Source organism: Aeromonas sp. 601027 (genome assembly GCF_049174455.1).
GTDB lineage: Bacteria > Pseudomonadota > Gammaproteobacteria > Enterobacterales > Aeromonadaceae > Aeromonas > Aeromonas veronii_A.
In genome coordinates this window covers 71,909-91,710 of sequence record NZ_JAAKTN010000016.1, presented here as the reverse complement: position 1 = coordinate 91,710, position 19,802 = coordinate 71,909, and the positions used below count along the sequence as shown (strand labels likewise).

Sequence of the window (19,802 nt, the reverse complement as noted above, 5' to 3'; positions counted from 1 at the left end):
TTTCAGTTTCTTCGCTTTGGTTGCGGAACCGGGTCATAACCACCCTCGGATAAGGGATGGCATTTTAATAGACGTTTGCTGGCTAACCAAACGCCTTTTATGAAACCGTGAAGTCGGATGGCTTCTATCGCAAATTGGGAACAAGTTGGAGTAAAACGGCAGCGCGGCCCGAGCAGAGGGCTAATGATTAGCTGATACAGGCGTATCAGTTTGATAGCTACCCATTGCAACGGCGTGACAGGGTGCGCCATAGCTTTTCCAGTAACTTGAACAGTTCCTCGTTATCCATCTCTTTCACACCGGCCTTGGCGATCACCACGATGTCGATAGCGGGCAGCTGATGTTGTTTGAGGCGGAAACTTTCCCGAACCACCCGTTTGACACGATTACGCCAAACGGCACGCTTGAGTGCTTTTTTGGGCACAGCGAGACCAAGACGAGGGTGTTCGAGCGAATTGGGAGAAGCGAGAAGGGTAATCTGCGGAGAGGCGGCCCGGACAGGCTCGGCGAAAACGCGTTTGAAGTGTTCGGGAGTTAACAGACGTAACTCCCGAGAGAAGGTGTGCTGGGTAGGCATTAGACTACCAGGCGGGCACGACCCTTGGCACGACGAGCGGCCAGAACTTTACGACCGTTGGCAGTTGCCATGCGGGCGCGGAAACCGTGAGAGCGCTTGCGCTTCAGGTTGGACGGTTGAAAAGTACGTTTCATGATTCGATTCCGTATTTCTGTACAGTTTTGATTGTCACACTTAGCCGACGCGCCAGCTATAGCGTGTGACGACTAGCAAAAGAGGCCGAATTCTAAACAGAGTTCGGCTTTTAGTCAATCCGCCGTTCCCTCTCATCCTGCCGTGGTCTTGAAAAGGCCGCTGCCGAGCGTGAGGATCCAGAGGATCAAGGGCTCCGGATTATACTGGCAACCCGGGGTTAAACAAGGGATCCCTCAATAAAAAAGGCGGCCAGGCCGCCAAAGAGAGAGCTATTTAAGGACTTTCCGCAAGAACTCCCGGGTACGGGGATCCTTGGGATCGACCAATATCTGATCCGGCGGGCCCTGCTCGACGATCCGCCCCCCTTCCATGAAGATCACTCGATCGGCAACATCACGAGCAAATTCAATCTCATGAGTCACCACGACCATGGTCTGGTGCTGGCGGGCCAACTCTTTCATCAGTCCCAAAACCTCGTCGACCCACTCGGGATCGAGGGCCGAGGTGGGCTCGTCAAACAGGATCACCTTGGAGTGGGCCGCCATGGCGCGGCCAATGCCGACCCGTTGCTGCTGGCCGCCGGAGAGGGAGGCCGGATAGGCATCCTGCTTGTCGGCAAGACCAATGTCCTTGAGGATGCCGAGCGCTGTGGCGCGGGCCTCCGCTTTTGGCTGCTTCCAGACGGTGATCAGCCCTTCGGCGATGTTGTCGAGCGCCGTCTTGTTGGCAAAAAGGGCGTAGTTCTGGAACACGAAGGAGGCCCGTTTGCGCAGCTCGATCGCCTGCTGTTCGCTGGCCTTGGCCAGATTCAGCTCGAGATCGTCGATGGCAAGGGTGCCCGCATCCGGGGTCTCCAGCAGGTTCAGGCAGCGCAACAGGGTCGACTTGCCGGTGCCGGAGGGACCGATGATGACGACAATTTCCCCCTTTTTGACCTCCAGATCGATGCCGTTGAGCACCTGATTGCCGTGATATGTCTTGGAGAGGCCGGTTAGCTTGATCATGAACGCCCTCCTTTAATAGGCACGGTTGAGACGGACTTCCAGCAGATGCTGCAAGCGGGTAAAGAAGATCACCACCACCCAGTAGATCAGCGCCACCGCCATAAAGCTCTCGAAGAACTTGAAGGAGGAGGAGGCTTCCATCTGCGCCTTGCCCATTATCTCGGCCACCCCTAGGGTGAAGGCCAGCGAGGTGCTCTTGATCATGTCGATGAAGTAGTTCATCAGCGACGGGGTGGCGATGCGGGCCGCCTGCGGCAGGATGATCCGCTGCATCGCCTGATAACGGCTCATGCCGATACTGAGCGCCGCTTCCATCTGGCTTTTGTGAATGCCGAGGATGGCTGCGCGGATCGATTCGGCCATGTAGGCGGCGAAGTGCAGGGTCAGACCGACGATGGCGGCGGTAAAGGCATCCATCCCCACGAAGATCGGGAACAGTTGCGGCAGTCCGTAGTAGAGCAGGAACAGCTGAACGAGTAGCGGTGTACCCCGAAAGAACGAGATATAGAGCATCGCCAGCCAGTGAATCGCAGGGACGCGAAACACCCGTACTATCGCCAGGGCCAGCGAGAGTACGAGTGCCAGCACGAATCCCCACAGGGCCATCTCCATCGTGGTGCCCAGGTATTTGAGCAGGATGGGAAACAGCCCCAGCGTGTATTCGAGGTCAAATTCCATCATTTATTTGTCGGTGATGTCGGAAGCGAACCATTTCTCGGAGATCTGACGCAGGGAGCCATCCTTGCGCATGGCGGTCAGGGCCTCGTCGACCTTCTTCAGCAGCGCCTGTTTCTCCGGGGTCTTCAGGAAGGGCAGGGCGTTCTCGATAGTCTCGAACGGTGCGCCAGCCTGTTGCAGCGGCAGCTTGGACTCCTTGATCAGCTGGGCGGTGGAGACGCGGTCCATCACGAAGGCATCGATGCGACCCAGCGCGACATCCTGCTCGAAGGCGGAGTCATAGGTGCGGATATCGATCTTCTTGTTCGGGTCGTTCTTGCGCAGCAGCTCTTCGAAGTTGGAACCCAGGTTCACGGCCACCTTCTTGCCTTCCAGATCCTTGATACCGTGGATGGTGCTGTTGCCCTTGCGTACCACGATCTGGGCGCCGTCATAGACGTAAGGCTGGGAGAAGTCGTACTTCGCTTTGCGCTCGTCGGTGATGGTGATCTGGTTGGAGATGGTGTCGATGCGGCCGGTTTCCAGCATGCCGAACAGGCCGGAGAAGCTGGCGGTCACGAATTCGACCTTGTAGCCGGTGCGCTCGCCGATCTGGTTCCACATATCTACTTCAAAGCCCTGCAGCTTGTCCTGCTTGACGAAGGTGAACGGGAAATATTTTCCAGACATGCCGACCTTGATGGTCTCCTGGGCGATGGCCTGACCGGACAGGGTGGCGAGCAGGATGGCTGCGCCGGAAATCAGTTTGATGGATGTTTTCATGGTGTTTCTCTCTCTCAATGTCTTGTATTTGTAGTTGTAATAACTGGTTTGGCCCTGATGTTATTGGAATAAAATTTAAAAAATAAATGACATTTGGTTATATGAAATAACAGGAGAGAAGCTCGGGATCGACCAATCCGGACGGTGGATCAAGCTGTGGGTAACTTTGGGGATGAAATCCGATCCAAAGGCGCTGGATCCTTGAAAGTCAAGGATCTTATTTGCTGGATCCACCGGGCGATGGCTGGAGATCCGGCAGCTAAAAACGTAGAATAGCCGGTCTTTAGTTAATCAATCGACAGGAGTTTAGAGTGACTGCTTCGCTATGGCAGCAGTGCCTTAACCGGCTGCAAGATGAGTTGCCCTCGGCAGAATTCAGCATGTGGATCCGGCCGCTTCAAGCGGAGTTGAGTGACAATACTCTGACCCTGTATGCACCGAATCGCTTTGTTCTGGACTGGGTACGAGACAAGTATCTCATCCGGGTTAACGGCATCATCAACGAACTCTGCGGGGTCGACGGCCCCGCCCTGCGTTTTGATATAGGTAATCGTCCCCATCCTGTTGCTGTCGCCAGAGCGCCGGTACAGGGTGCCGCGCCTGTGAATAACTTGCAGAAGAGCTGGGAAAGCAAGGCTGAAGCCAAGCCCGAGCCGAACCACAAGAGCAACACCAACGTGAACTATACCTTCGAGAATTTCGTCGAGGGTAAGTCCAACCAGTTGGCGCGTGCGGCTGCCCGTCAGGTAGCGGACAATCCGGGTGGTGCTTACAACCCGCTGTTCCTCTATGGCGGCACCGGCCTGGGTAAAACCCACCTGCTGCACGCCGTTGGCAATGCCATCAAGGAGAGTAAAAAAGATGCCAAAGTCATCTATATGCACTCCGAGCGGTTTGTTCAGGACATGGTGAAAGCGCTGCAAAACAACGCTATTGAAGAGTTCAAGCGTTACTACCGTAGCGTCGATGCCCTGCTCATCGATGACATCCAGTTTTTCGCCAACAAGGAGCGCTCCCAGGAGGAGTTCTTCCATACCTTCAATGCCTTGCTGGAAGGTAACCAGCAGATCATCCTGACCTCGGATCGCTATCCGAAGGAGATCAACGGTGTCGAGGATCGCCTCAAGTCCCGCTTCGGCTGGGGCCTGACCGTGGCGATCGAACCGCCGGAGCTGGAGACCCGCGTCGCGATCCTGATGCGCAAGGCAGACGAGAACCAGATCCATCTGCCGGACGAAGTGGCCTTCTTCATCGCCAAACGTCTGCGATCCAACGTCCGTGAACTGGAAGGCGCCCTCAACCGGGTGATAGCCAACGCCAACTTTACCGGCCGTGCCATCAACATCGATTTCGTGCGCGAAGCGCTGCGCGACCTGTTGGCACTGCAGGAGAAGCTGGTCACCATCGACAATATCCAGAAGACGGTGGCGGAGTACTACAAGATCAAGCTGGCGGATCTGCTCTCCAAGCGTCGTTCCCGCTCTGTTGCCCGTCCGCGCCAACTGGCGATGGCACTGGCCAAGGAGCTGACCAACCACAGTTTGCCGGAGATAGGTGATGCCTTTGGTGGCCGTGACCACACTACCGTTCTTCATGCCTGCCGCAAGATCGAGCAGCTGAAGGAGGAGAGTCACGACATCAAGGAGGACTATTCCAACCTGATCCGTACCCTTTCTTCCTGATAACGGAATCGAGTGGACAGATGCAGCGCGAATATTCCAACCTGATCCGAATCTTTTCCTCCTAATCACAACGGAGAGCACAGATGCAGCTCGAAATTAGCCGTGAGGCCCTGTTACGTCCTCTGCAACTGGTGTCCGGCGCCCTCGGCGGCCGACCGACCCTGCCGATACTCGGCAACGTGCTGCTTGATGTCAGCAACGGTCTGCTGTCACTGACCGGTACCGATCTCGAAGTAGAGATGATCGGTCAGGTCTATCTGAACGGGGCCAGCGAAGATGGCCGCACCACAGTACCGGCGCGCAAGCTGCTGGATATCTGCCGTGGTCTGCCGGAAGGCGCCGAGATCCGTCTCAATACCGAAGGCGAGCGCCTGATCATCCGGTCCGGTCGTTCCCGCTTCAACCTCTCGACCCTGCCGGCGACCGAGTATCCGAACATCGAGGATTGGGAATCCGTGCTCGAGTTCGATATCAGCCAGCTGGAGCTGAAGAAGCTGATCGATGCGACCCAGTTCTCCATGGCCAGCCAGGATGTGCGTTACTACCTGAATGGCATGCTGTTCGAGAGCGAAGGTCACGGTCTGCGCACCGTAGCGACCGACGGTCACCGTCTGGCCACCTGCCGCCGCGAGGTAGTCGGGGAATCGCTGCCCGATCATCAGGTTATCCTGCCGCGCAAAGGGGTACTGGAGCTGGTGCGTCTGCTGGAGGCGGAAGACAAGCCGGTACGTCTGCAGATCGGTCGCAGCAACCTGCGCGCTGCGCTGGACGGCTTCATCTTCACCTCCAAGCTGGTGGATGGCCGCTTCCCGGACTGGCGCCGCGTCATTCCGCGCAACAGCGACAAGGCCCTGATCGCCGGCCGTGAGGATCTGCGTCAGGCGTTTGCCCGCGCCGCCATCCTCTCCAACGAGAAATTCCGTGGGGTGCGTCTCAATCTGCAGGAAAACCTGCTGCGCATCACCGCGAACAACCCGGAACAGGAAGAAGCCGAAGAGCTGCTTGACGTACAATATGCCGCTGGCGAGATGGAGATCGGCTTTAACGTCTCTTATGTGCTCGACGTGCTGAATACGTTAAAATGTGACCAAATTCGGATTAGCCTGAGCGATTCCATCAGCAGTGCCATTATTGAGGATTTTGAACATCAGGATGCTCAGTACGTGGTGATGCCGATGCGGATCTAGTCGTGTCCCTGGTCAAACTCCAGCTCAGCGACTTTCGCAATATCCAGCAAGCCAGTCTCAAGCTGTCGCCCGGCCTCAACATTCTGGTCGGGTGCAATGGCAGCGGCAAGACCAGTGTGCTGGAAGCCATTCACTACCTTGGTCTGGGGCGCTCCTTTCGCACTCATTTGACCGGGCGGGTCATCCGCCAGGGGGAGAGGGCCTTTACCCTGTTTGCCCAGTGCGAGCTGGAGGGGCGTCAGGTACCGATCGGTCTTGCCAAAGACAAGAGTGGCGAGACCCAGCTCAAGATTGCCGGGGCACAGGCCCAGCGGCTTGCCGATTTGGCGGAGCTGTTGCCGGTGCAGTTGATCCATCCCGATGGTTTCAACTTGCTGACGGGCGGGCCTCAGGCTCGCCGCGCCTGGCTCGATTGGGGTGTCTTCCATCAGGAGCCGACCTTCTTTGCCCTGTGGGGACGAGTGCGGCGGCTGCTGAAACAGCGCAATGCGCTGTTGCGCCAGAGCACCCAATACCGCCAGCTGGCGTTCTGGGATCAGGAGTTGGTGCGGCTGGGTGGTGAGCTGGCCGAGTTTCGCGCCAGTTATTGTCAGGCCATTACGCCCCTGATCAAGGAGATGACGGCGGATTTTCTGCCGGAATTCGATATCAGTCTCGGCTTTTACCGGGGCTGGGAGAAAGATACTCCCCTCGGCGATCTGCTGGAGGCGGGGTTTGAGCGGGATCGGGCGCTGGGCTATACCGGTGTCGGTCCACAGAAAGCCGATGTGCGTCTCAAGGCGAACGGGGTGCCCGCTCAGGATATTTTGTCCCGGGGTCAGCTGAAGTTGCTGGTCTGCGCCATGCGACTGGCCCAAGGGCTCTATTTGAATCAACATAGCAGCCGTGGCTGTATTTTTTTAATTGACGATTTTGCCTCTGAACTGGATGTCGACAAGCGCCGCTTGCTGGCCGCAAGGCTGAAGCAGTGTGCGTCCCAGGTGTTTATCACCGCCATCGACACCGGTCAGCTCGCAGACATGATGGATGCGAATGACTGCAAGTTGTTCCACGTGGAACAGGGTAAAATCTCCGAAACGTTAGAGAAGGCAGAGAGTAAGCTATGAGTGAAAATACTTACGACTCCTCGAATATCAAGGTGCTGAAGGGCCTGGATGCGGTCCGCAAGCGCCCGGGGATGTATATCGGCGATACGGATGATGGCTCGGGACTGCACCACATGGTGTTCGAGGTCGTCGATAACTCCATTGACGAGGCGCTCGCTGGCTACTGCTCCGATATTCAGGTCAAGATCCATTCCGATGGTTCCGTCTCCGTGCGCGATAACGGCCGTGGTATTCCGGTCGATATTCACCCGGAAGAGGGCCGATCCGCTGCCGAAGTCATCATGACCGTGCTGCACGCTGGCGGTAAGTTCGATGACAACTCCTACAAGGTTTCCGGTGGTCTGCACGGCGTCGGCGTCTCCGTTGTTAACGCGCTCTCTGACAAGCTGCTGCTGACCATTCGTCGTAACGGCCACGTCTACGAACAGACCTATCATCTGGGTGAGCCGCAAGCGCCGCTCAAGCAGATTGGCGACAGCACCGGCACCGGTACTGAAGTTCGCTTCTGGCCGAGCCCGACCATCTTCAGCGACACCCTGTTCCACTACGAGATCCTGGCCAAGCGCCTGCGCGAGCTCTCCTTCCTCAACTCCGGTGTTTCCATCCGTCTGATGGATGAGCGTGACGGCCGTGAGGCGCACTTCTGTTACGAAGGCGGCATCAAAGCGTTCGTTGAGTACCTGAACCAGAACAAGACCCCGATCCACCCGAAGGTGTTCCATTTCACCACCGAGCAGGATGGTATCGGCGTTGAAGTGGCGATGCAGTGGAACGACGCCTATCAGGAAGGGGTCTACTGCTTCACCAACAACATCCCGCAGCGGGATGGTGGTACTCACCTTGTTGGCTTCCGTACCGCACTGACCCGTACTCTGAACTCCTATATGGACAAAGAGGACTACAGCAAGAAGGCCAAGTCTGCCGCCAGTGGCGACGACGTGCGTGAAGGTCTGATTGCCGTTATCTCCGTCAAGGTGCCGGATCCCAAGTTCTCCTCCCAGACCAAGGACAAGCTGGTCTCTTCCGAAGTGAAGACCGCCGTTGAACAGGCGATGGGTGAGAAGCTGGCTGACTTCCTGCTGGAAAACCCGGGCGATGCCAAGATCGTGGTCAACAAGATCATCGATGCGGCCCGTGCCCGTGAAGCGGCCCGCAAGGCTCGCGAACTGACCCGCCGCAAAGGCGCGCTGGATATCGCCGGTCTGCCCGGCAAGCTGGCTGACTGTCAGGAAAAAGACCCGGCTCTCTCCGAACTCTACATAGTGGAAGGGGACTCTGCTGGCGGTTCCGCCAAGCAGGGTCGCAACCGGAAGAACCAGGCCATCCTGCCGCTCAAGGGCAAGATCCTGAACGTAGAGAAGGCCCGTTTCGACAAGATGATCTCCTCGCAAGAGGTGGGCACCCTGATCACCGCACTGGGCTGCGGTATCGGTCGCGACGAGTACAATCCGGACAAGCTGCGTTATCACAACATCATCATCATGACCGATGCGGACGTCGATGGTGCGCACATCCGAACTCTGCTGTTGACCTTCTTCTATCGTCAGATGCCGGAAATTATCGAACGTGGCTACGTCTACATCGCCCAGCCGCCGCTCTACAAAGTGAAGAAGGGCAAGCAGGAGCAGTATCTGAAAGACGAAGACGCGCTGCTGCAGTACCAGACCGCCATGGCGCTGGACGGTGCCACCCTGCACGTCAACGAGTCTGCCCCGGCCATCGGTGGCGAGGCACTGGAGCGTCTGGTCAACCAGCACCGCTCGGTGACTCACCTGATCACCCGCATGTCTCGTCGTGCGCCGGAAGCCGTGCTGACCCAACTGATCTATCAGCCGGAGTTGAATGAAGCGCTGCTGAACAGCGAGAGCGATCTGCTGGCCTGGTGTCAGGGTATGGAAGCCGTGCTCAACGAGAGCAACCACGGTATCCAGTACCAGATCCAGGTTCGTCGTGACGAAGAGCGCAGCCTGTACGTGCCGCACGCCGTGGTACGTCAGCACGGTGTCGATCGCGAATATCCGCTCAGCTACGACTTCCTGCAATCCTCCGAGTACCGTCAGCTGGTCTCGCTGGGCAAGGAGATCGCCAACCTGATCGAGGAAGGCGGTTACATCAAGCGTGGCGAGAAGGTCAAGCCGGTCTCCAGCTTCGTCGAAGCGGTCGAGTGGCTGATGGGCGAAGGCAAGCGCGGCATCTACATCCAGCGCTATAAAGGGCTGGGCGAGATGAACCCGGACCAGCTGTGGGAAACCACCATGGATCCGGAAGCCCGCCGCATGCTGCGCGTCACCATCGACGATGCCGTCGGTGCCGACCAGCTCTTCTCCACCCTGATGGGTGATGCCGTTGAGCCCCGTCGTGACTTTATCGAGACCAACGCTCTGCGCGTAGCCAACCTCGACGTCTAATCGACTGTGGGATCTCATTGCAAATGAAATGACGTCTCATATACGTGCAATGGCGTCTCATTGAAAATGCAATAGGTTATGAGCACCAAAGAGAGGGACTTATGTCCCTCTCTTTTTTTGCTTACTGTTTGCCTATCAATAGAACGAAGTTGACATCATCGTCAAAAATGACGATGATTTGTATATGAGATATCCAGGCGGTAAAGGCAAGTGCTATCAGCGCTTGATCAATCTGATGCCTCCGCATCAGACATACATCGAATCCCATCTTGGTGGTGGGGCTGTCATGCGCAACAAAAAAGCTGCGCAGCGGAACATAGGCTTAGACCTTGATGCGACAGTCATAGAACTTTGGAAAACTCAGTTTCCAAGTCTTTGTGAGTTGTACCAGGTTGATGCCGTAGCTTTCCTTGAAAGCTATACCTATGACGGCCAAGAGCTTGTATATGTGGACCCACCTTATGTCCCAGAAACTCGCAGACGAGCCAAGATATATCGCTGTGACTATACAGAAAGTCAACATATTCGATTATTGAAATGCTTACTCACTTTACCTTGCAAAGTGATGCTCTCTGGCTATGACTGTGAACTCTACAATCGTGAGCTTTCTGGATGGCACAAGGTTAGCTTTCCTGCTAAGACACATGTTGAGATGCGTGATGAAACTGTCTGGATGAACTTTGAACCACCTGTGCGTTTGCATGATAGTCGTTATATGGGGGAGACTTTTCGAGATCGCCAAACCATTCAACGTCGTCAAGCTAGACTCCGTTCTCGTATTCAGAGCCTAGATCCAGTTGAGCGTCACGATCTACTGGAGTGGATGCAAGAACACTATGGTAATGCCGAGGAGGTTGCTTAATGCAGTTAGGTGCAATTTTCATGGGGCAAGCAGTCTTTAATGTTGAGTTACCCAAACCTGAAGATGAGGTTATTCCTGGTGTACCTTGGGGCTCAATAGAGAAGTTCCTTACTCCCGCTTATTGGGCTTACCAAGTATATGCACGCCGTCTAACAGGTGATCGTATCAACTACAAGCTTGGGTCAACCTTGAAAGAGGAGGTTGGTGCTTGCTTGTTAGGGGGGTATGGGATACCTGCCAATGTAGGTATTGCTGCATTTAACCATCTTAGAAATAGCGGTGCTTTTGAAGTGAAACCTCCTTCAGAAGAAAAGTTACTGGAATGGTTGAAAGAACCATTGGAAGTTGATGGTCGCCAAGTAAGATATCGTTTTGCCAAACAGAAGGCTCGCTATCTTTGTGCTGCACTGAGAAGACTATCTGAAGAACAACCACCACTCGATACTGGAAAATCGTTGCGTAACTGGCTGCTAGATATTCCTGGTATCGGTTACAAGACTGCTTCATGGGTCGCACGTAATTGGCTAGATGCTGACGATGTGGCAATTTTGGATATTCATATTCTTCGAGCTGGATTATTGGGCAATTTCTTTGATAGTCACCTGACAGTAGAACGACATTATTTAAAGCTCGAGGAGCAATTTATCCGATTCAGCATAGCTTTAGGGGTAAGAGCATCCGAGCTGGATGCTCTCATGTGGATGGAGATGATGTCTTCTCCTGCTACAGTTCATAGCATAATGGGGATGGGGCGTCAGACAATAGCATCAAGTCAAAGGAGGAGAACCAAGAAGAGCGAGACCTACTCCGGCCAACTTTCCCTGCTCTGCTAGATTGCTTGCCCATGGTTCTCCAGTAATGCCTAAGGGACAAAAATTGAGCCCTTGTGCTGTTGCTGTGAGGGCCATAACACCCAGTAGGACTCCTGCATCACGCCAAATTAGGCTACATCCGTTTTGATATTTCCCCAATGTTTTACCTGGTTCAGCTAAAAAAAGAATACGTGTTGCGTTATCGCCTCCCAATACAGTTAAACTATGCTTATAAAGGGGGGCAAGTTTCCAGTCTGCTTGTTTTATTTCTAAAATTGAATGTGTTTGTGGTTGATATAACCACCAACGAGAATCTTCAGGGCGCTTAATAATAATGTGTATTGGATGAATAGCTCCGGCTGAAGGAGAAGATCGATGCTCTAAATCGAAGCCAAGCTCCGACACAGCAATCCCTCGAGTTCTACAGGCATTCCACAGAAATGAACCAAGGCGCTTTTCATCCAAATAATCAAAATCTCGCTTTGAGAACCTCTGATTCAGGACCTCATTAAATGGCCATATAAGCTCTTCTGAACACTCAGGAAGTTGAAGGCTCTCGCCCACATCCCACACGATTGGGTCATATCTATTAACACTTTGTTTCGGATGTGGGTCACCCAAGTCGATCCAAGTCATATCCTACCTCTTGAAATACCTCCATATACTTATTACAACCACGGCAGTGGCCACATGCTATATGTGATTTATGACAACTATGCGCCCATGCCAGTAGATTTGCAGGTATCCCAGATTTACGAACCAGCTCTGAAGTAGTAAGTTCGATCGCAGGAGCCTCCACAACAATACCTCCTTCCTGCATAGACAATAAATGGCTGATTGCTGACATAAACTCTGGCGTTCCGTCTTTGTGGAGGCCATCAGATTTAACTGTACCTAACCAAAGATGAGTGATACCAAAAGCGATAGCTTTCATGGCTGCTAATGTAACTAACATCTGGTTTCTATATGGCCACCAATCTGAAGCTGGTGCTAGGTGATCTGGTTTACAACCAGCCATATCTCCAGAGCCGAGCTGCCGGCAATCAATTTCAATTACTTGATGAGGGATTTTTAGTTCCTGACAAATTATTTTTGCAGCATCTATTTCTGCTTGGGCTGCTAGTTGGCCATAGTTTAATGTGAAAGCCATATCTGGTCTTTTCCACCATGCTAAAGCAACGGAATCCATACCACCAGAAAGTAAAAGTCCAGTCTTCATAGTACTATTGCTTCCCAAACAGTGTGGTAGATTGCACTCACATAATCATCAGTGATGTAACAGTTGGAACCTTCTATCATTTTTTTATCTTGAACTGATTCATTCTCGGCATAGAAAATAACCGGTTTATTTAGAGCTCTTGCATAGCCAATTTCATAGATAGTACCGGAATCAAGACCATCTCCTATTGCTAATAGAACATCACATTTCCGTATGCCTTCCAGGTCTTTTTCTACAACATCTTCGGCGGAGCCAATTCCAACATCGTGGTAAGGAGAAAACACATCCAATCCCATTGCTAGAAGATCTCTACGAGCCTGTCCAACCATCCACAGTTCTGCAAGAGTAAAAAATGGGCCTGCTAGGTAAACATTTGGAGTATAGCCATCGCAATAACGGGCAGAAGGGACTAAAGGATCAGGGGAGTAAGTCTTTAATAGTTCTTGGTCAGGAAACCCTTGGTGTTCGCAATAGAAAGCTGTTGCAATAGAGGCTTTTTCAGCAGCAGCGTGAGCTGATAGACCATTATCCATCCACCCAAGAGCAAAGTGGGCTGCAAATGTATCACCCGAGCCAATTTTCCATATCTTCCTAGTTCTATAGGCCGGTACGGTAGTAATATTTCCTTTTTCGTAAACTAGAGCACCTTGCGGCCCCATTTTGATAATGACAACTTCAGCTCCCTCTTGCTTAGCAAGTTTAATTGCCAGTTCTTCTACTGACATGATACTAGAATCCGGCATTAATAAATTAGCTTCGTAGCGGTTCAAGACGAGAGCTAAATGTTCAGCTGTAGAACCATTACTTTTAAATGATTCTGGACAATCTGCATTCTGTGGGTCGAAGACGGCATACTTGGCATTAACTACAGCGGTTCCATCAATCATGCCAAACCGGAGAACTTTTTCGGAACAAATTTCTATTTTCAAATTAGAATTTTTTTCACCCAAAACATCCGGGGTGGACAGCCCATGAATATACTCAAATGTAAAGTTAGAATCTGTGAGTGATGAGTTTAACTTAAATCCTTCAAACATTGCGCGAGCATCAAGAACATCTTGAGTGTCTTTGTCTAAACAAGCGCGCAATTCAACTTGCCCACCAAAACGGGAGATTGCAGTTGCAGCCCTCCCTGCAGAGCCGTAGATATCATCCCATGCTGGACGCATGCATCTCTCCCGGTAGACTCCCCCAACTACAGTAATCATGATATCTCCTTGCTCCTGATTAGACGTGGTAAACCCTAAGACGGACTTGGCCACCACTTACAGAAAGTACTTTTGCCTGGAATTGTTCTCCTTGGCTCATACAGTTACGCAGCTGGGCAAGATTTGGGCCGACAATGCCTCCTGCTTCCTGCCCGTTCCAAAGGGCAACAACGACTTGTTGATTCCCATTCTGAAAAGCTACATCGAGCAGGTGACCGATAGTTAATTGTGTAACTACCTGTGCTTTTGGTGAGGCAAGTTGTGCGTCAAATTGAAGCGCCTGACATGATGTTGCAGGAGTTGAGGGGCCGAAATAACTACCACCAGATCCAGACATTTGCATTCCCTTTTGCTACTCAATTGGAGTCTTTTTCTATACCACAGAACAATGATGTAAGACTATGATCACACCGCCATAATGATAAAAAGCGTATCTAATCATGAGGTTCTGTAGCCATTGGTGACTTATGTCCTCATTTGTCCATGGCAAGGATTACTTGGTGTGGAGATTCAAAATATGTGATCTTGATAATCAATGTGTACATCATTGATTTTATGTATTTTTTTGTTTTTTTAGTTTGGTTTTCGAGTGACTTTTCCTATATTCTGGACAATAAATACACAAATTTGGACCGTGTGTTTATGACTCCTTTTGGTATCTATCTTGAAAATCTCCGGCGTAGTCGTCGCATTCAGCAAAAGCAGCTCGCGGACCTGATGGGCATCAATCCATGCTATGTAAGCACTCTTGAGCGAGGGCGTAAGGGGCCACCATCGGCAGAAGTGCTCAATCGGCTAATCAAGAACTTGAACTTATCTCGAAATGAGCAGGAAGGGCTGTGGCGCTCTGTTGAACTATCAGAGATGACGTTCCGTTTGCCCGAAGGTATGTCTCAAGATGAGTTTGAAATGGTCCACGATTTACGAAATCACTTAGGTACGCTGAATGAAGACCAGGTACTGATCATACGGAAGGTTATTGGCTTGGGGGTCAACTCTCAGGAGGGGATTGCAATGTAGATATAACGGGACGCACCGGGTGGATTGTCCCGCTATTTGGCGCAAGTAATGATACTCACGACTTGAGAAATCTAAGTATCTCCACTTGCTCCATTGGCGTCAATCTGCCTGCCTAGACATTAATCCAGTTAGTTAACTTCGTTACTCGTCAGAGTAAGGGGAACTTATGTCTTCAAAGAACACTGTCGTGCCGTTTGGCACAAGGCAGAAGGCGAAGCTATGCCAAAAATCTGTGCGACAACGTAAAGATGTTCGCGTTCGTGAGCCGGTTCGGCCGACAACTGGGCGAGTTGTCGGGTTCTACCCGTCAACGAAGAACAACCGACTCGTTGCCTGGGAATCACAACTGGAGCAGAAAGCTTGCGCTCTATTTGAGTTTTCAGCTGATGTGGTGAGTTATCGAGAACAGCCGATCACTATCTACTTCGAAAGCGATGGTCAAATGCGGCGTTATACCCCTGATTTTGAGCTGAGGTTTCATGACGGCAGATCGATGTACTTGGAGGTTAAGCCTTTTGCCAAGCTCCAAGGTCATTCTGTCAAAAGACGGTTTCAGCAGGTTGCAAGATTTTGGGAGATGCACGGCCAACAATTTGGCGTTATCACGGATATAGAACTTCACCACCCGACCTTACAACGTAACCTGAAGTTACTCAGGGCTCATCAACGTATCCATGTACCTGATGAGGTGTGGTTGCGAATTGGGCATTGGCTCCGTGCTATAGGTTCCGTCACTTTCGAGCAATTAGCCGAGCTACTGAACTCACCAACACAGGTCTATGCGCTGATTGCCCAGCAAGTCCTGCACGTCGACCTTCTCACTCCTTTTTCTCCTACTACCACATTGCATTCGCCGGAGGGTATCGGCCATGAAACTTGCCTCTTTTCATACCGGACTGCGCCTGACTTTGAATCGCACGCGATACCGCATCGATAGGATTCTGGTATCAGGAGAGTGCTACCTGGAGCGGCTGTCCGATGGCGGAGTTCTTGTTAAGACTAAGCCAGAATTGGCCGCTTTACTGGCAGCAGGAGAGCTGAGCATTGAGTCTCCCAACAACCGGGAGTCGAATTCCGATGCTGGATTGAGCTCCCGAGCTTCACGCGATTTAAAGGCGTTATCCAAGTCACAGCGCGAAGAGGTTCTGCGTAAGTACGAATACATCAAGGAGGCCATCAGTCGGCTTGGGAAGGAGCCTAAAGCGGCAGGTCTGGGGCCCGTTATCGAAACTGTTTCCGCTAATATTGGGGAAATCAGGCCCCCTAGCGCGACAACGGTTTATCGTTGGTGGAGGCGGTGGCTAGAATCCGGCCAAGACCTGATGTGTTTGGCCCCCCAATACCAAAAGCCTTCTACTCAAAGAAAATTCTCCAAAGACATGATGGATGAACTTCATGCACTCGTTGAGCGCTTATGGTTTTCTAGGGAAAAGCTACCCATACAGGCTGTCTACGATGCTTTTCGCCACCGTATCAACGAGCTTAATGCGGAGCGGCTCAAGCCGTTAAAGATTCCGAGCCGCGCCCAGTTCTACCGGATCGTAGATCAGATCGATAAATACGATGCCATGGCTGCCAGAGAAGGGAAGCGAGCCGCCGATAAGCATTTTCGGGCAACCGGCGCCGGGGCGGTTACACAGCACATTCTTGAAAGGGTCGAGGTCGATCATACCCCTCTGGATGTGATTGTTATTAACGAGCGGACAGGTCTGGCGGATGGCCGACCTACCCTGACCCTCCTGTTGTGCCGTCACTCACGTATGGTGTTGGGTTTTTCCATCGGGTTTGAGCCGCCCTCAGAGCTGTCGGTGATGAGGGCCTTACGTCACGCGATTCTGTCCAAAGCCTACGTTAAAGAGCATTACCCGGATATTTGCTATGAATGGCCAGCGTACGGGATTCCTCACACTCTGATCTGCGATAACGGTTTGGAGTTTCACTCCCATCAACTGAGGCGCGTCTGCGCCGAGCTCAATATTGAGCTTCAGTTCTGCCCCAAGCAGCAACCCCACTACAAAGGGGCCGTGGAGCGTTTTTTAGGCACGTTAAACCGAGCGGTCTGCCACCGTATCCCTGGCACCACTTTCTCTAACATTGTGCATCGTGGTGACTACAACTCCGCCGACATGGCACGGATCACTCTGGCTGATCTGAAATCGCTTATCCATGAGTGGGTTATCGATATCTACCACCAAGAGGTGCACAGAGCCACGCATCGAATGCCAACAGCGATGTGGAAGGATGGACTCGGTATGGTGGAGCCAATGTTGCCTGAGAGCCTGATGCAGCTGAACTTGATCCTCACCAAGGAAACGACCCGCCGACTTTCCCATCAGGGCGTCCAGGTGTATCACCTGTTCTATAACTCGGCGGAACTTGGGCTTTTGCGCATACGCTCGAACGCCCGGTATGACGTGTCGGTGCGCTACGACCCGGAAGATATGGGCGCGGTATGGGTTTATGACGAGCTGCAGGGGGATTACATCCATGTGCCCTGTACCAACCCTGACTACGCGGAAGGCCTGACGCTACGTCAACACGATCAGATCCTGAAGGACACTAAGCAGCGCGGACTGGATGAACAGGACGAGGAGGCGCTACTGGAGAGCAAGGCCAGGTTCCAGCAGAAGATTGAGGATCTGAGCCGCAACAAGCTGATTCGCGAACGTAAGAAAGCCGCCAGGGACGCCATGCCTGTTCCTCCTTCCTGGAGCTCAAACCCGGCACTGGAGCGCCCCAAGGAGTCTGATACGACTGCTGAGTCACTCTTCGAGCCCCTGAACTTCAAGGTGGTGACGAGGGGGCAAGGCGATGACTGACAGCCTAAACATCCATCAGAAAATCGCTGAACTCCGAAAAATTGTGATCTTCCACCCTCAATGCCAGACGGCTTTCGATGCTATTCGGGATGCCTACTTGATGAGTGCCCAGGTAGGGTTTCCTCAGCATCTGCTGTGCGTCGGCCAGTCCGGTACCGGCAAGTCGACGCTGAAGTCCCTGATATTCGATGAGTACCCACCCGAACTACTGCCAGACCGCGAGTTACTGCCTGTACTCTGTGTGGATACACCATCGCAGCCAACCATACGCAATATGGCAGAAGCGATGCTGGTTCAGTTGGGGGAACCCTGTTTTATGCGCGGGTCTGCTATCGACAAAACAAACCGGATTCTCAACCTAATCAAAGAGAAGCAGGTGCGGCTGATCATTGTGGATGAACTCCAGCACTTCATCGACCGAGGCCGCCGCAGAGCGCCTTTGGAGGTTTCGGATTGGTTGAAGACACTGATTGATCAGTCCCAGGTCTCGACGGTGCTGATGGGCCTTCCGCGCTGTGAACAGATCCTCCAGGTAAACGAGCAACTGAGACGTCGCTATGGGCGGCGCCTAGAGTTGAATCCGTTCTCCATCGAATCGCCGCATGAACAGTCGATCTTTGCTGGTGTAATTACCCACTTCGATCAAAAGCTTGGTTTAAAGAGGCCCTTGCAGCTGGATGGCGACCTGTTAAGACGTTTCCACTTCGCCACAAATGGCATTATCGATTACGTCGTTCGGTTGATGACGGGGAGCTACGCCTGGGCTACTCAGCACTCCGTGCCGGCCATCGATCGCTCCGTACTCGGAAGGGCATTTGTCGATTGGGTGTGGCACGAAGGTAAGGGCGCGCTGAACCCCTTCAATGATGGGTTCCGTTGGAAGCGGCTCGATAGCCCCGGAATGCCATTTAATCTGTTCGAGCCTGCTTCTGCTGTACGGGCTTCCAAGACAGGAGGAGAGTCATGGAGTTGATCAAACCACCGCTGCATCCAGATCGCTTCCCGGACGAACTGCCTTATGGATATTTGAAGCGTCTGGCGGAACTGAATCAGTACGAAAGCCCAACCTGGTTATTCAGGAACCTGTCGTCACGATGCGTACTTCAAACCCCCGCGCTCTCCGTTGCTGAGCTATCAGCCGCTGATTGGGCAGGTAGTCAGCCAACAGCTAGTGCCGTTGGTGCGAATACCCAACACCTCAGATATTGTCCGCTTTGCATCGCGGAGAGAGGCTATTGGCGTAGCGCTTGGCAAAGCTGGGTATCCAGCGCTTGCACCAAGCACCAAATCTGGCTGGTTGATCGGTGCCCAAGCTGTCATTCCCGGCTCCCATTGGCATCAACGAACCTATCGTACTGTGCCTGTGGTGCGCGGTTAGCTGACGCGCCTGCGGAGATAATCGATAGTCCCATCGAGCAAATGCAGCTGTTCCTGGATGAAGGATCTGTGCCGGACGGAGCGTATTCGATACTCCCCATGGAACACGGTCTGGATTACCCGGCCCGGACCGCGCTGATCAGCTTGTTGTGTAACTGGTTAGACTATCCGAAGCTCACGGTGCATAACTTCAATCTCGAGCTGAAGCAGTGCGGCACGGCGCGGATTCACCTTGTGAATGCCGCTGAGCTGCTGTTTCAGCCTGAGGGGTTGGATACCTTTCTGTTCCGCTTGTCTCAGCTAGATAGTCCCGAGTATTACACATCTCTCATATTGAAGTTTGTTCTGCGGCTGAATATCGACTTTCCACAACCGTGCTTCGACACTCTGAAGCACCAGGCTCTCAGCTACTGGGTGTATCTGAGAAAGGCCTTAGACCAGGAACTGGGCCGGTCATCCGATATCGCCGACCTATGGGAGTACGCCGAGTGGCAGGTGCTGCCGCATGACCCGAAGTAAGGGCCTGGAGGGTATGCGGGCACCAGTCATAAGTCACGGCTGTGCATTGATATACCCTCCGATCTATCCTGCCAGCAGCCCGGACGAGTCACCGATAGGTTATTTGGTTCGCTTGGCGGAACTGAATTGCTATGGCTCTACCCGCTGGATGTGCGCAGTGGGGCAACTACCGAGACTATCGGAGCTGCATTTGTACCATGACCTGCTCGCAGGAGTGGGTTGGACTGGTTGGGGGACAGAAACGTCATCGATCTCGGCGGCGGTTTGTTTGGTCGATCAGAGCCACCGCCTGGGTCGCTTACGTTATTGCCCCGTCTGTATCAGGGAAACGCAACGATGGAAGGCTGCGTGGCATCTGAAAGCGTCAGTGGTGTGTGCTGAACATGGAGGCTGGCTTAGAGATACCTGTCCGACCTGTAACAGCCCA

21 protein-coding genes and 1 pseudogene are annotated in these 19,802 nt (G+C 52.9%); 12 read left to right on the top strand and 10 right to left on the bottom strand.

The features are described from left to right. Positions 1-2: 2 nt before the first annotated feature. The 6 genes from yidD to G5193_RS18575 all read right to left on the bottom strand — a co-directional run bounded on the left by yidD (position 3) and on the right by G5193_RS18575 (position 3,156). A complete protein-coding gene (gene yidD, locus G5193_RS18600) occupies positions 3-251 on the bottom strand; it encodes a membrane protein insertion efficiency factor YidD (protein ID WP_075116235.1) in 249 nt (82 codons plus the stop codon). Next, positions 218-577, bottom strand: coding sequence for a ribonuclease P protein component (gene rnpA, locus G5193_RS18595; RefSeq protein WP_005342318.1), 360 nt, complete (start codon positions 575-577; stop codon positions 218-220). Before rnpA ends, yidD begins: the two co-directional genes overlap by 34 nt. Then, a complete protein-coding gene (gene rpmH, locus G5193_RS18590) occupies positions 577-711 on the bottom strand; it encodes a 50S ribosomal protein L34 (protein ID WP_005307156.1) in 135 nt (44 codons plus the stop codon). Before rpmH ends, rnpA begins: the two co-directional genes overlap by 1 nt. A 270-nt stretch (positions 712-981) precedes the next feature. Then, complete coding sequence (locus G5193_RS18585) at positions 982-1,716, bottom strand: amino acid ABC transporter ATP-binding protein (protein ID WP_421206807.1); 735 nt, start codon at positions 1,714-1,716, stop codon at positions 982-984. 12 nt (positions 1,717-1,728) lie between these two features. Continuing rightward, complete coding sequence (locus tag G5193_RS18580) at positions 1,729-2,397, bottom strand: amino acid ABC transporter permease (RefSeq protein ID WP_019445518.1); 669 nt, start codon at positions 2,395-2,397, stop codon at positions 1,729-1,731. Continuing rightward, the gene (locus G5193_RS18575; RefSeq protein ID WP_005339308.1) at positions 2,398-3,156 is read right to left on the bottom strand and encodes an amino acid ABC transporter substrate-binding protein; all 759 of its coding nucleotides are present in this window, start codon (positions 3,154-3,156) and stop codon (positions 2,398-2,400) included. Between the two features lie 311 nt (positions 3,157-3,467). On the opposite strand from G5193_RS18575, the gene dnaA reads away from it, so the two are divergent. The 6 genes from dnaA to G5193_RS18545 all read left to right on the top strand — a co-directional run bounded on the left by dnaA (position 3,468) and on the right by G5193_RS18545 (position 11,234). Then, positions 3,468-4,838 (top strand): chromosomal replication initiator protein DnaA, encoded by a 1,371-nt coding sequence (gene dnaA / locus G5193_RS18570; protein WP_005339307.1) that lies wholly within the window; start codon positions 3,468-3,470, stop codon positions 4,836-4,838. A gap of 83 nt (positions 4,839-4,921) precedes the next feature. After that, positions 4,922-6,025, top strand: coding sequence for a DNA polymerase III subunit beta (gene dnaN, locus G5193_RS18565; protein ID WP_005339306.1), 1,104 nt, complete (start codon positions 4,922-4,924; stop codon positions 6,023-6,025). A 2-nt stretch (positions 6,026-6,027) separates the two neighbouring features. Next, positions 6,028-7,131 (top strand): DNA replication/repair protein RecF, encoded by a 1,104-nt coding sequence (gene recF / locus G5193_RS18560; RefSeq protein WP_005339305.1) that lies wholly within the window; start codon positions 6,028-6,030, stop codon positions 7,129-7,131. After that, positions 7,128-9,539 carry a DNA topoisomerase (ATP-hydrolyzing) subunit B gene (gene gyrB / locus G5193_RS18555; RefSeq protein WP_158114267.1) on the top strand — a complete coding sequence of 804 codons (2,412 nt, stop codon included), beginning with the start codon at positions 7,128-7,130 and terminating at the stop codon, positions 9,537-9,539. The genes recF and gyrB overlap by 4 nt, the downstream gene beginning before the upstream one ends. A gap of 184 nt (positions 9,540-9,723) precedes the next feature. Beyond that, the gene (locus tag G5193_RS18550) at positions 9,724-10,401 is read left to right on the top strand and encodes a DNA adenine methylase (RefSeq protein WP_077096337.1); all 678 of its coding nucleotides are present in this window, start codon (positions 9,724-9,726) and stop codon (positions 10,399-10,401) included. Next, positions 10,401-11,234, top strand: a complete 834-nt coding sequence (locus G5193_RS18545; RefSeq protein ID WP_421206805.1) for a hypothetical protein — start codon at positions 10,401-10,403, stop codon at positions 11,232-11,234. The genes G5193_RS18550 and G5193_RS18545 overlap by 1 nt, the downstream gene beginning before the upstream one ends. On the opposite strand, the gene G5193_RS18540 is transcribed toward G5193_RS18545, so the two are convergent. Genes G5193_RS18540 through G5193_RS18525 form a run of 4 tightly spaced genes read right to left on the bottom strand, consistent with a single transcriptional unit; the run spans position 11,169 to position 13,977 of the window. After that, positions 11,169-11,849 carry a nitroreductase family protein gene (locus G5193_RS18540; RefSeq protein ID WP_077096339.1) on the bottom strand — a complete coding sequence of 227 codons (681 nt, stop codon included), beginning with the start codon at positions 11,847-11,849 and terminating at the stop codon, positions 11,169-11,171. The two genes, G5193_RS18545 and G5193_RS18540, sit on opposite strands and share 66 nt — an antisense overlap. Continuing rightward, a complete protein-coding gene (locus G5193_RS18535) occupies positions 11,827-12,432 on the bottom strand; it encodes a 7-cyano-7-deazaguanine synthase (RefSeq protein WP_077096340.1) in 606 nt (201 codons plus the stop codon). The genes G5193_RS18540 and G5193_RS18535 overlap by 23 nt, the downstream gene beginning before the upstream one ends. Beyond that, on the bottom strand, positions 12,429-13,640 hold the full coding sequence (locus G5193_RS18530; protein WP_223953952.1) for a PfkB family carbohydrate kinase: 1,212 nt from the start codon (positions 13,638-13,640) through the stop codon (positions 12,429-12,431). The genes G5193_RS18535 and G5193_RS18530 overlap by 4 nt, the downstream gene beginning before the upstream one ends. Positions 13,641-13,659: 19 nt before the next feature. Continuing rightward, complete coding sequence (locus G5193_RS18525; RefSeq protein WP_077096353.1) at positions 13,660-13,977, bottom strand: hypothetical protein; 318 nt, start codon at positions 13,975-13,977, stop codon at positions 13,660-13,662. A gap of 200 nt (positions 13,978-14,177) precedes the next feature. Between G5193_RS18525 and G5193_RS18520 the strand changes: the two genes are divergently transcribed. The 6 genes and pseudogenes from G5193_RS18520 to G5193_RS18495 form a co-directional block, all read left to right on the top strand. Further along, a complete protein-coding gene (locus G5193_RS18520) occupies positions 14,178-14,660 on the top strand; it encodes a helix-turn-helix domain-containing protein (RefSeq protein WP_223953951.1) in 483 nt (160 codons plus the stop codon). A gap of 166 nt (positions 14,661-14,826) precedes the next feature. Further along, positions 14,827-15,597: a TnsA endonuclease N-terminal domain-containing protein gene (locus G5193_RS18515; protein ID WP_421206799.1), complete on the top strand. Its 771-nt coding sequence runs from the start codon at positions 14,827-14,829 to the stop codon at positions 15,595-15,597. Then, the gene (locus tag G5193_RS18510) at positions 15,530-17,479 is read left to right on the top strand and encodes a Mu transposase C-terminal domain-containing protein (RefSeq protein ID WP_421206797.1); all 1,950 of its coding nucleotides are present in this window, start codon (positions 15,530-15,532) and stop codon (positions 17,477-17,479) included. The genes G5193_RS18515 and G5193_RS18510 overlap by 68 nt, the downstream gene beginning before the upstream one ends. Continuing rightward, a complete protein-coding gene (locus G5193_RS18505; RefSeq protein WP_421206795.1) occupies positions 17,472-18,452 on the top strand; it encodes a TniB family NTP-binding protein in 981 nt (326 codons plus the stop codon). The genes G5193_RS18510 and G5193_RS18505 overlap by 8 nt, the downstream gene beginning before the upstream one ends. After that, positions 18,443-19,375: a TniQ family protein gene (locus G5193_RS18500; protein WP_421206793.1), complete on the top strand. Its 933-nt coding sequence runs from the start codon at positions 18,443-18,445 to the stop codon at positions 19,373-19,375. Before G5193_RS18505 ends, G5193_RS18500 begins: the two co-directional genes overlap by 10 nt. Continuing rightward, positions 19,362-19,751, top strand: a pseudogene (locus G5193_RS18495) (hypothetical protein); the annotation flags it as partial. The gene G5193_RS18500 and the pseudogene G5193_RS18495, both read left to right, overlap by 14 nt. Positions 19,752-19,802: the final 51 nt, after the last annotated feature.

Coding starts and splice junctions, on each gene's coding strand:
- yidD (WP_075116235.1), bottom strand. CDS start 251: ATGGCGCACCCTGTCACGCCGTTGCAATGGGTAGCTATCAAACTGATA.
- rnpA (WP_005342318.1), bottom strand. CDS start 577: ATGCCTACCCAGCACACCTTCTCTCGGGAGTTACGTCTGTTAACTCCC.
- rpmH (WP_005307156.1), bottom strand. CDS start 711: ATGAAACGTACTTTTCAACCGTCCAACCTGAAGCGCAAGCGCTCTCAC.
- G5193_RS18585 (WP_421206807.1), bottom strand. CDS start 1,716: ATGATCAAGCTAACCGGCCTCTCCAAGACATATCACGGCAATCAGGTG.
- G5193_RS18580 (WP_019445518.1), bottom strand. CDS start 2,397: ATGATGGAATTTGACCTCGAATACACGCTGGGGCTGTTTCCCATCCTG.
- G5193_RS18575 (WP_005339308.1), bottom strand. CDS start 3,156: ATGAAAACATCCATCAAACTGATTTCCGGCGCAGCCATCCTGCTCGCC.
- dnaN (WP_005339306.1), top strand. CDS start 4,922: ATGCAGCTCGAAATTAGCCGTGAGGCCCTGTTACGTCCTCTGCAACTG.
- gyrB (WP_158114267.1), top strand. CDS start 7,128: ATGAGTGAAAATACTTACGACTCCTCGAATATCAAGGTGCTGAAGGGC.
- G5193_RS18550 (WP_077096337.1), top strand. CDS start 9,724: ATGAGATATCCAGGCGGTAAAGGCAAGTGCTATCAGCGCTTGATCAAT.
- G5193_RS18545 (WP_421206805.1), top strand. CDS start 10,401: ATGCAGTTAGGTGCAATTTTCATGGGGCAAGCAGTCTTTAATGTTGAG.
- G5193_RS18540 (WP_077096339.1), bottom strand. CDS start 11,849: ATGACTTGGATCGACTTGGGTGACCCACATCCGAAACAAAGTGTTAAT.
- G5193_RS18535 (WP_077096340.1), bottom strand. CDS start 12,432: ATGAAGACTGGACTTTTACTTTCTGGTGGTATGGATTCCGTTGCTTTA.
- G5193_RS18530 (WP_223953952.1), bottom strand. CDS start 13,640: ATGATTACTGTAGTTGGGGGAGTCTACCGGGAGAGATGCATGCGTCCA.
- G5193_RS18525 (WP_077096353.1), bottom strand. CDS start 13,977: ATGTCTGGATCTGGTGGTAGTTATTTCGGCCCCTCAACTCCTGCAACA.
- G5193_RS18515 (WP_421206799.1), top strand. CDS start 14,827: ATGTCTTCAAAGAACACTGTCGTGCCGTTTGGCACAAGGCAGAAGGCG.
- G5193_RS18510 (WP_421206797.1), top strand. CDS start 15,530: ATGAAACTTGCCTCTTTTCATACCGGACTGCGCCTGACTTTGAATCGC.
- G5193_RS18505 (WP_421206795.1), top strand. CDS start 17,472: ATGACTGACAGCCTAAACATCCATCAGAAAATCGCTGAACTCCGAAAA.
- G5193_RS18500 (WP_421206793.1), top strand. CDS start 18,443: ATGGAGTTGATCAAACCACCGCTGCATCCAGATCGCTTCCCGGACGAA.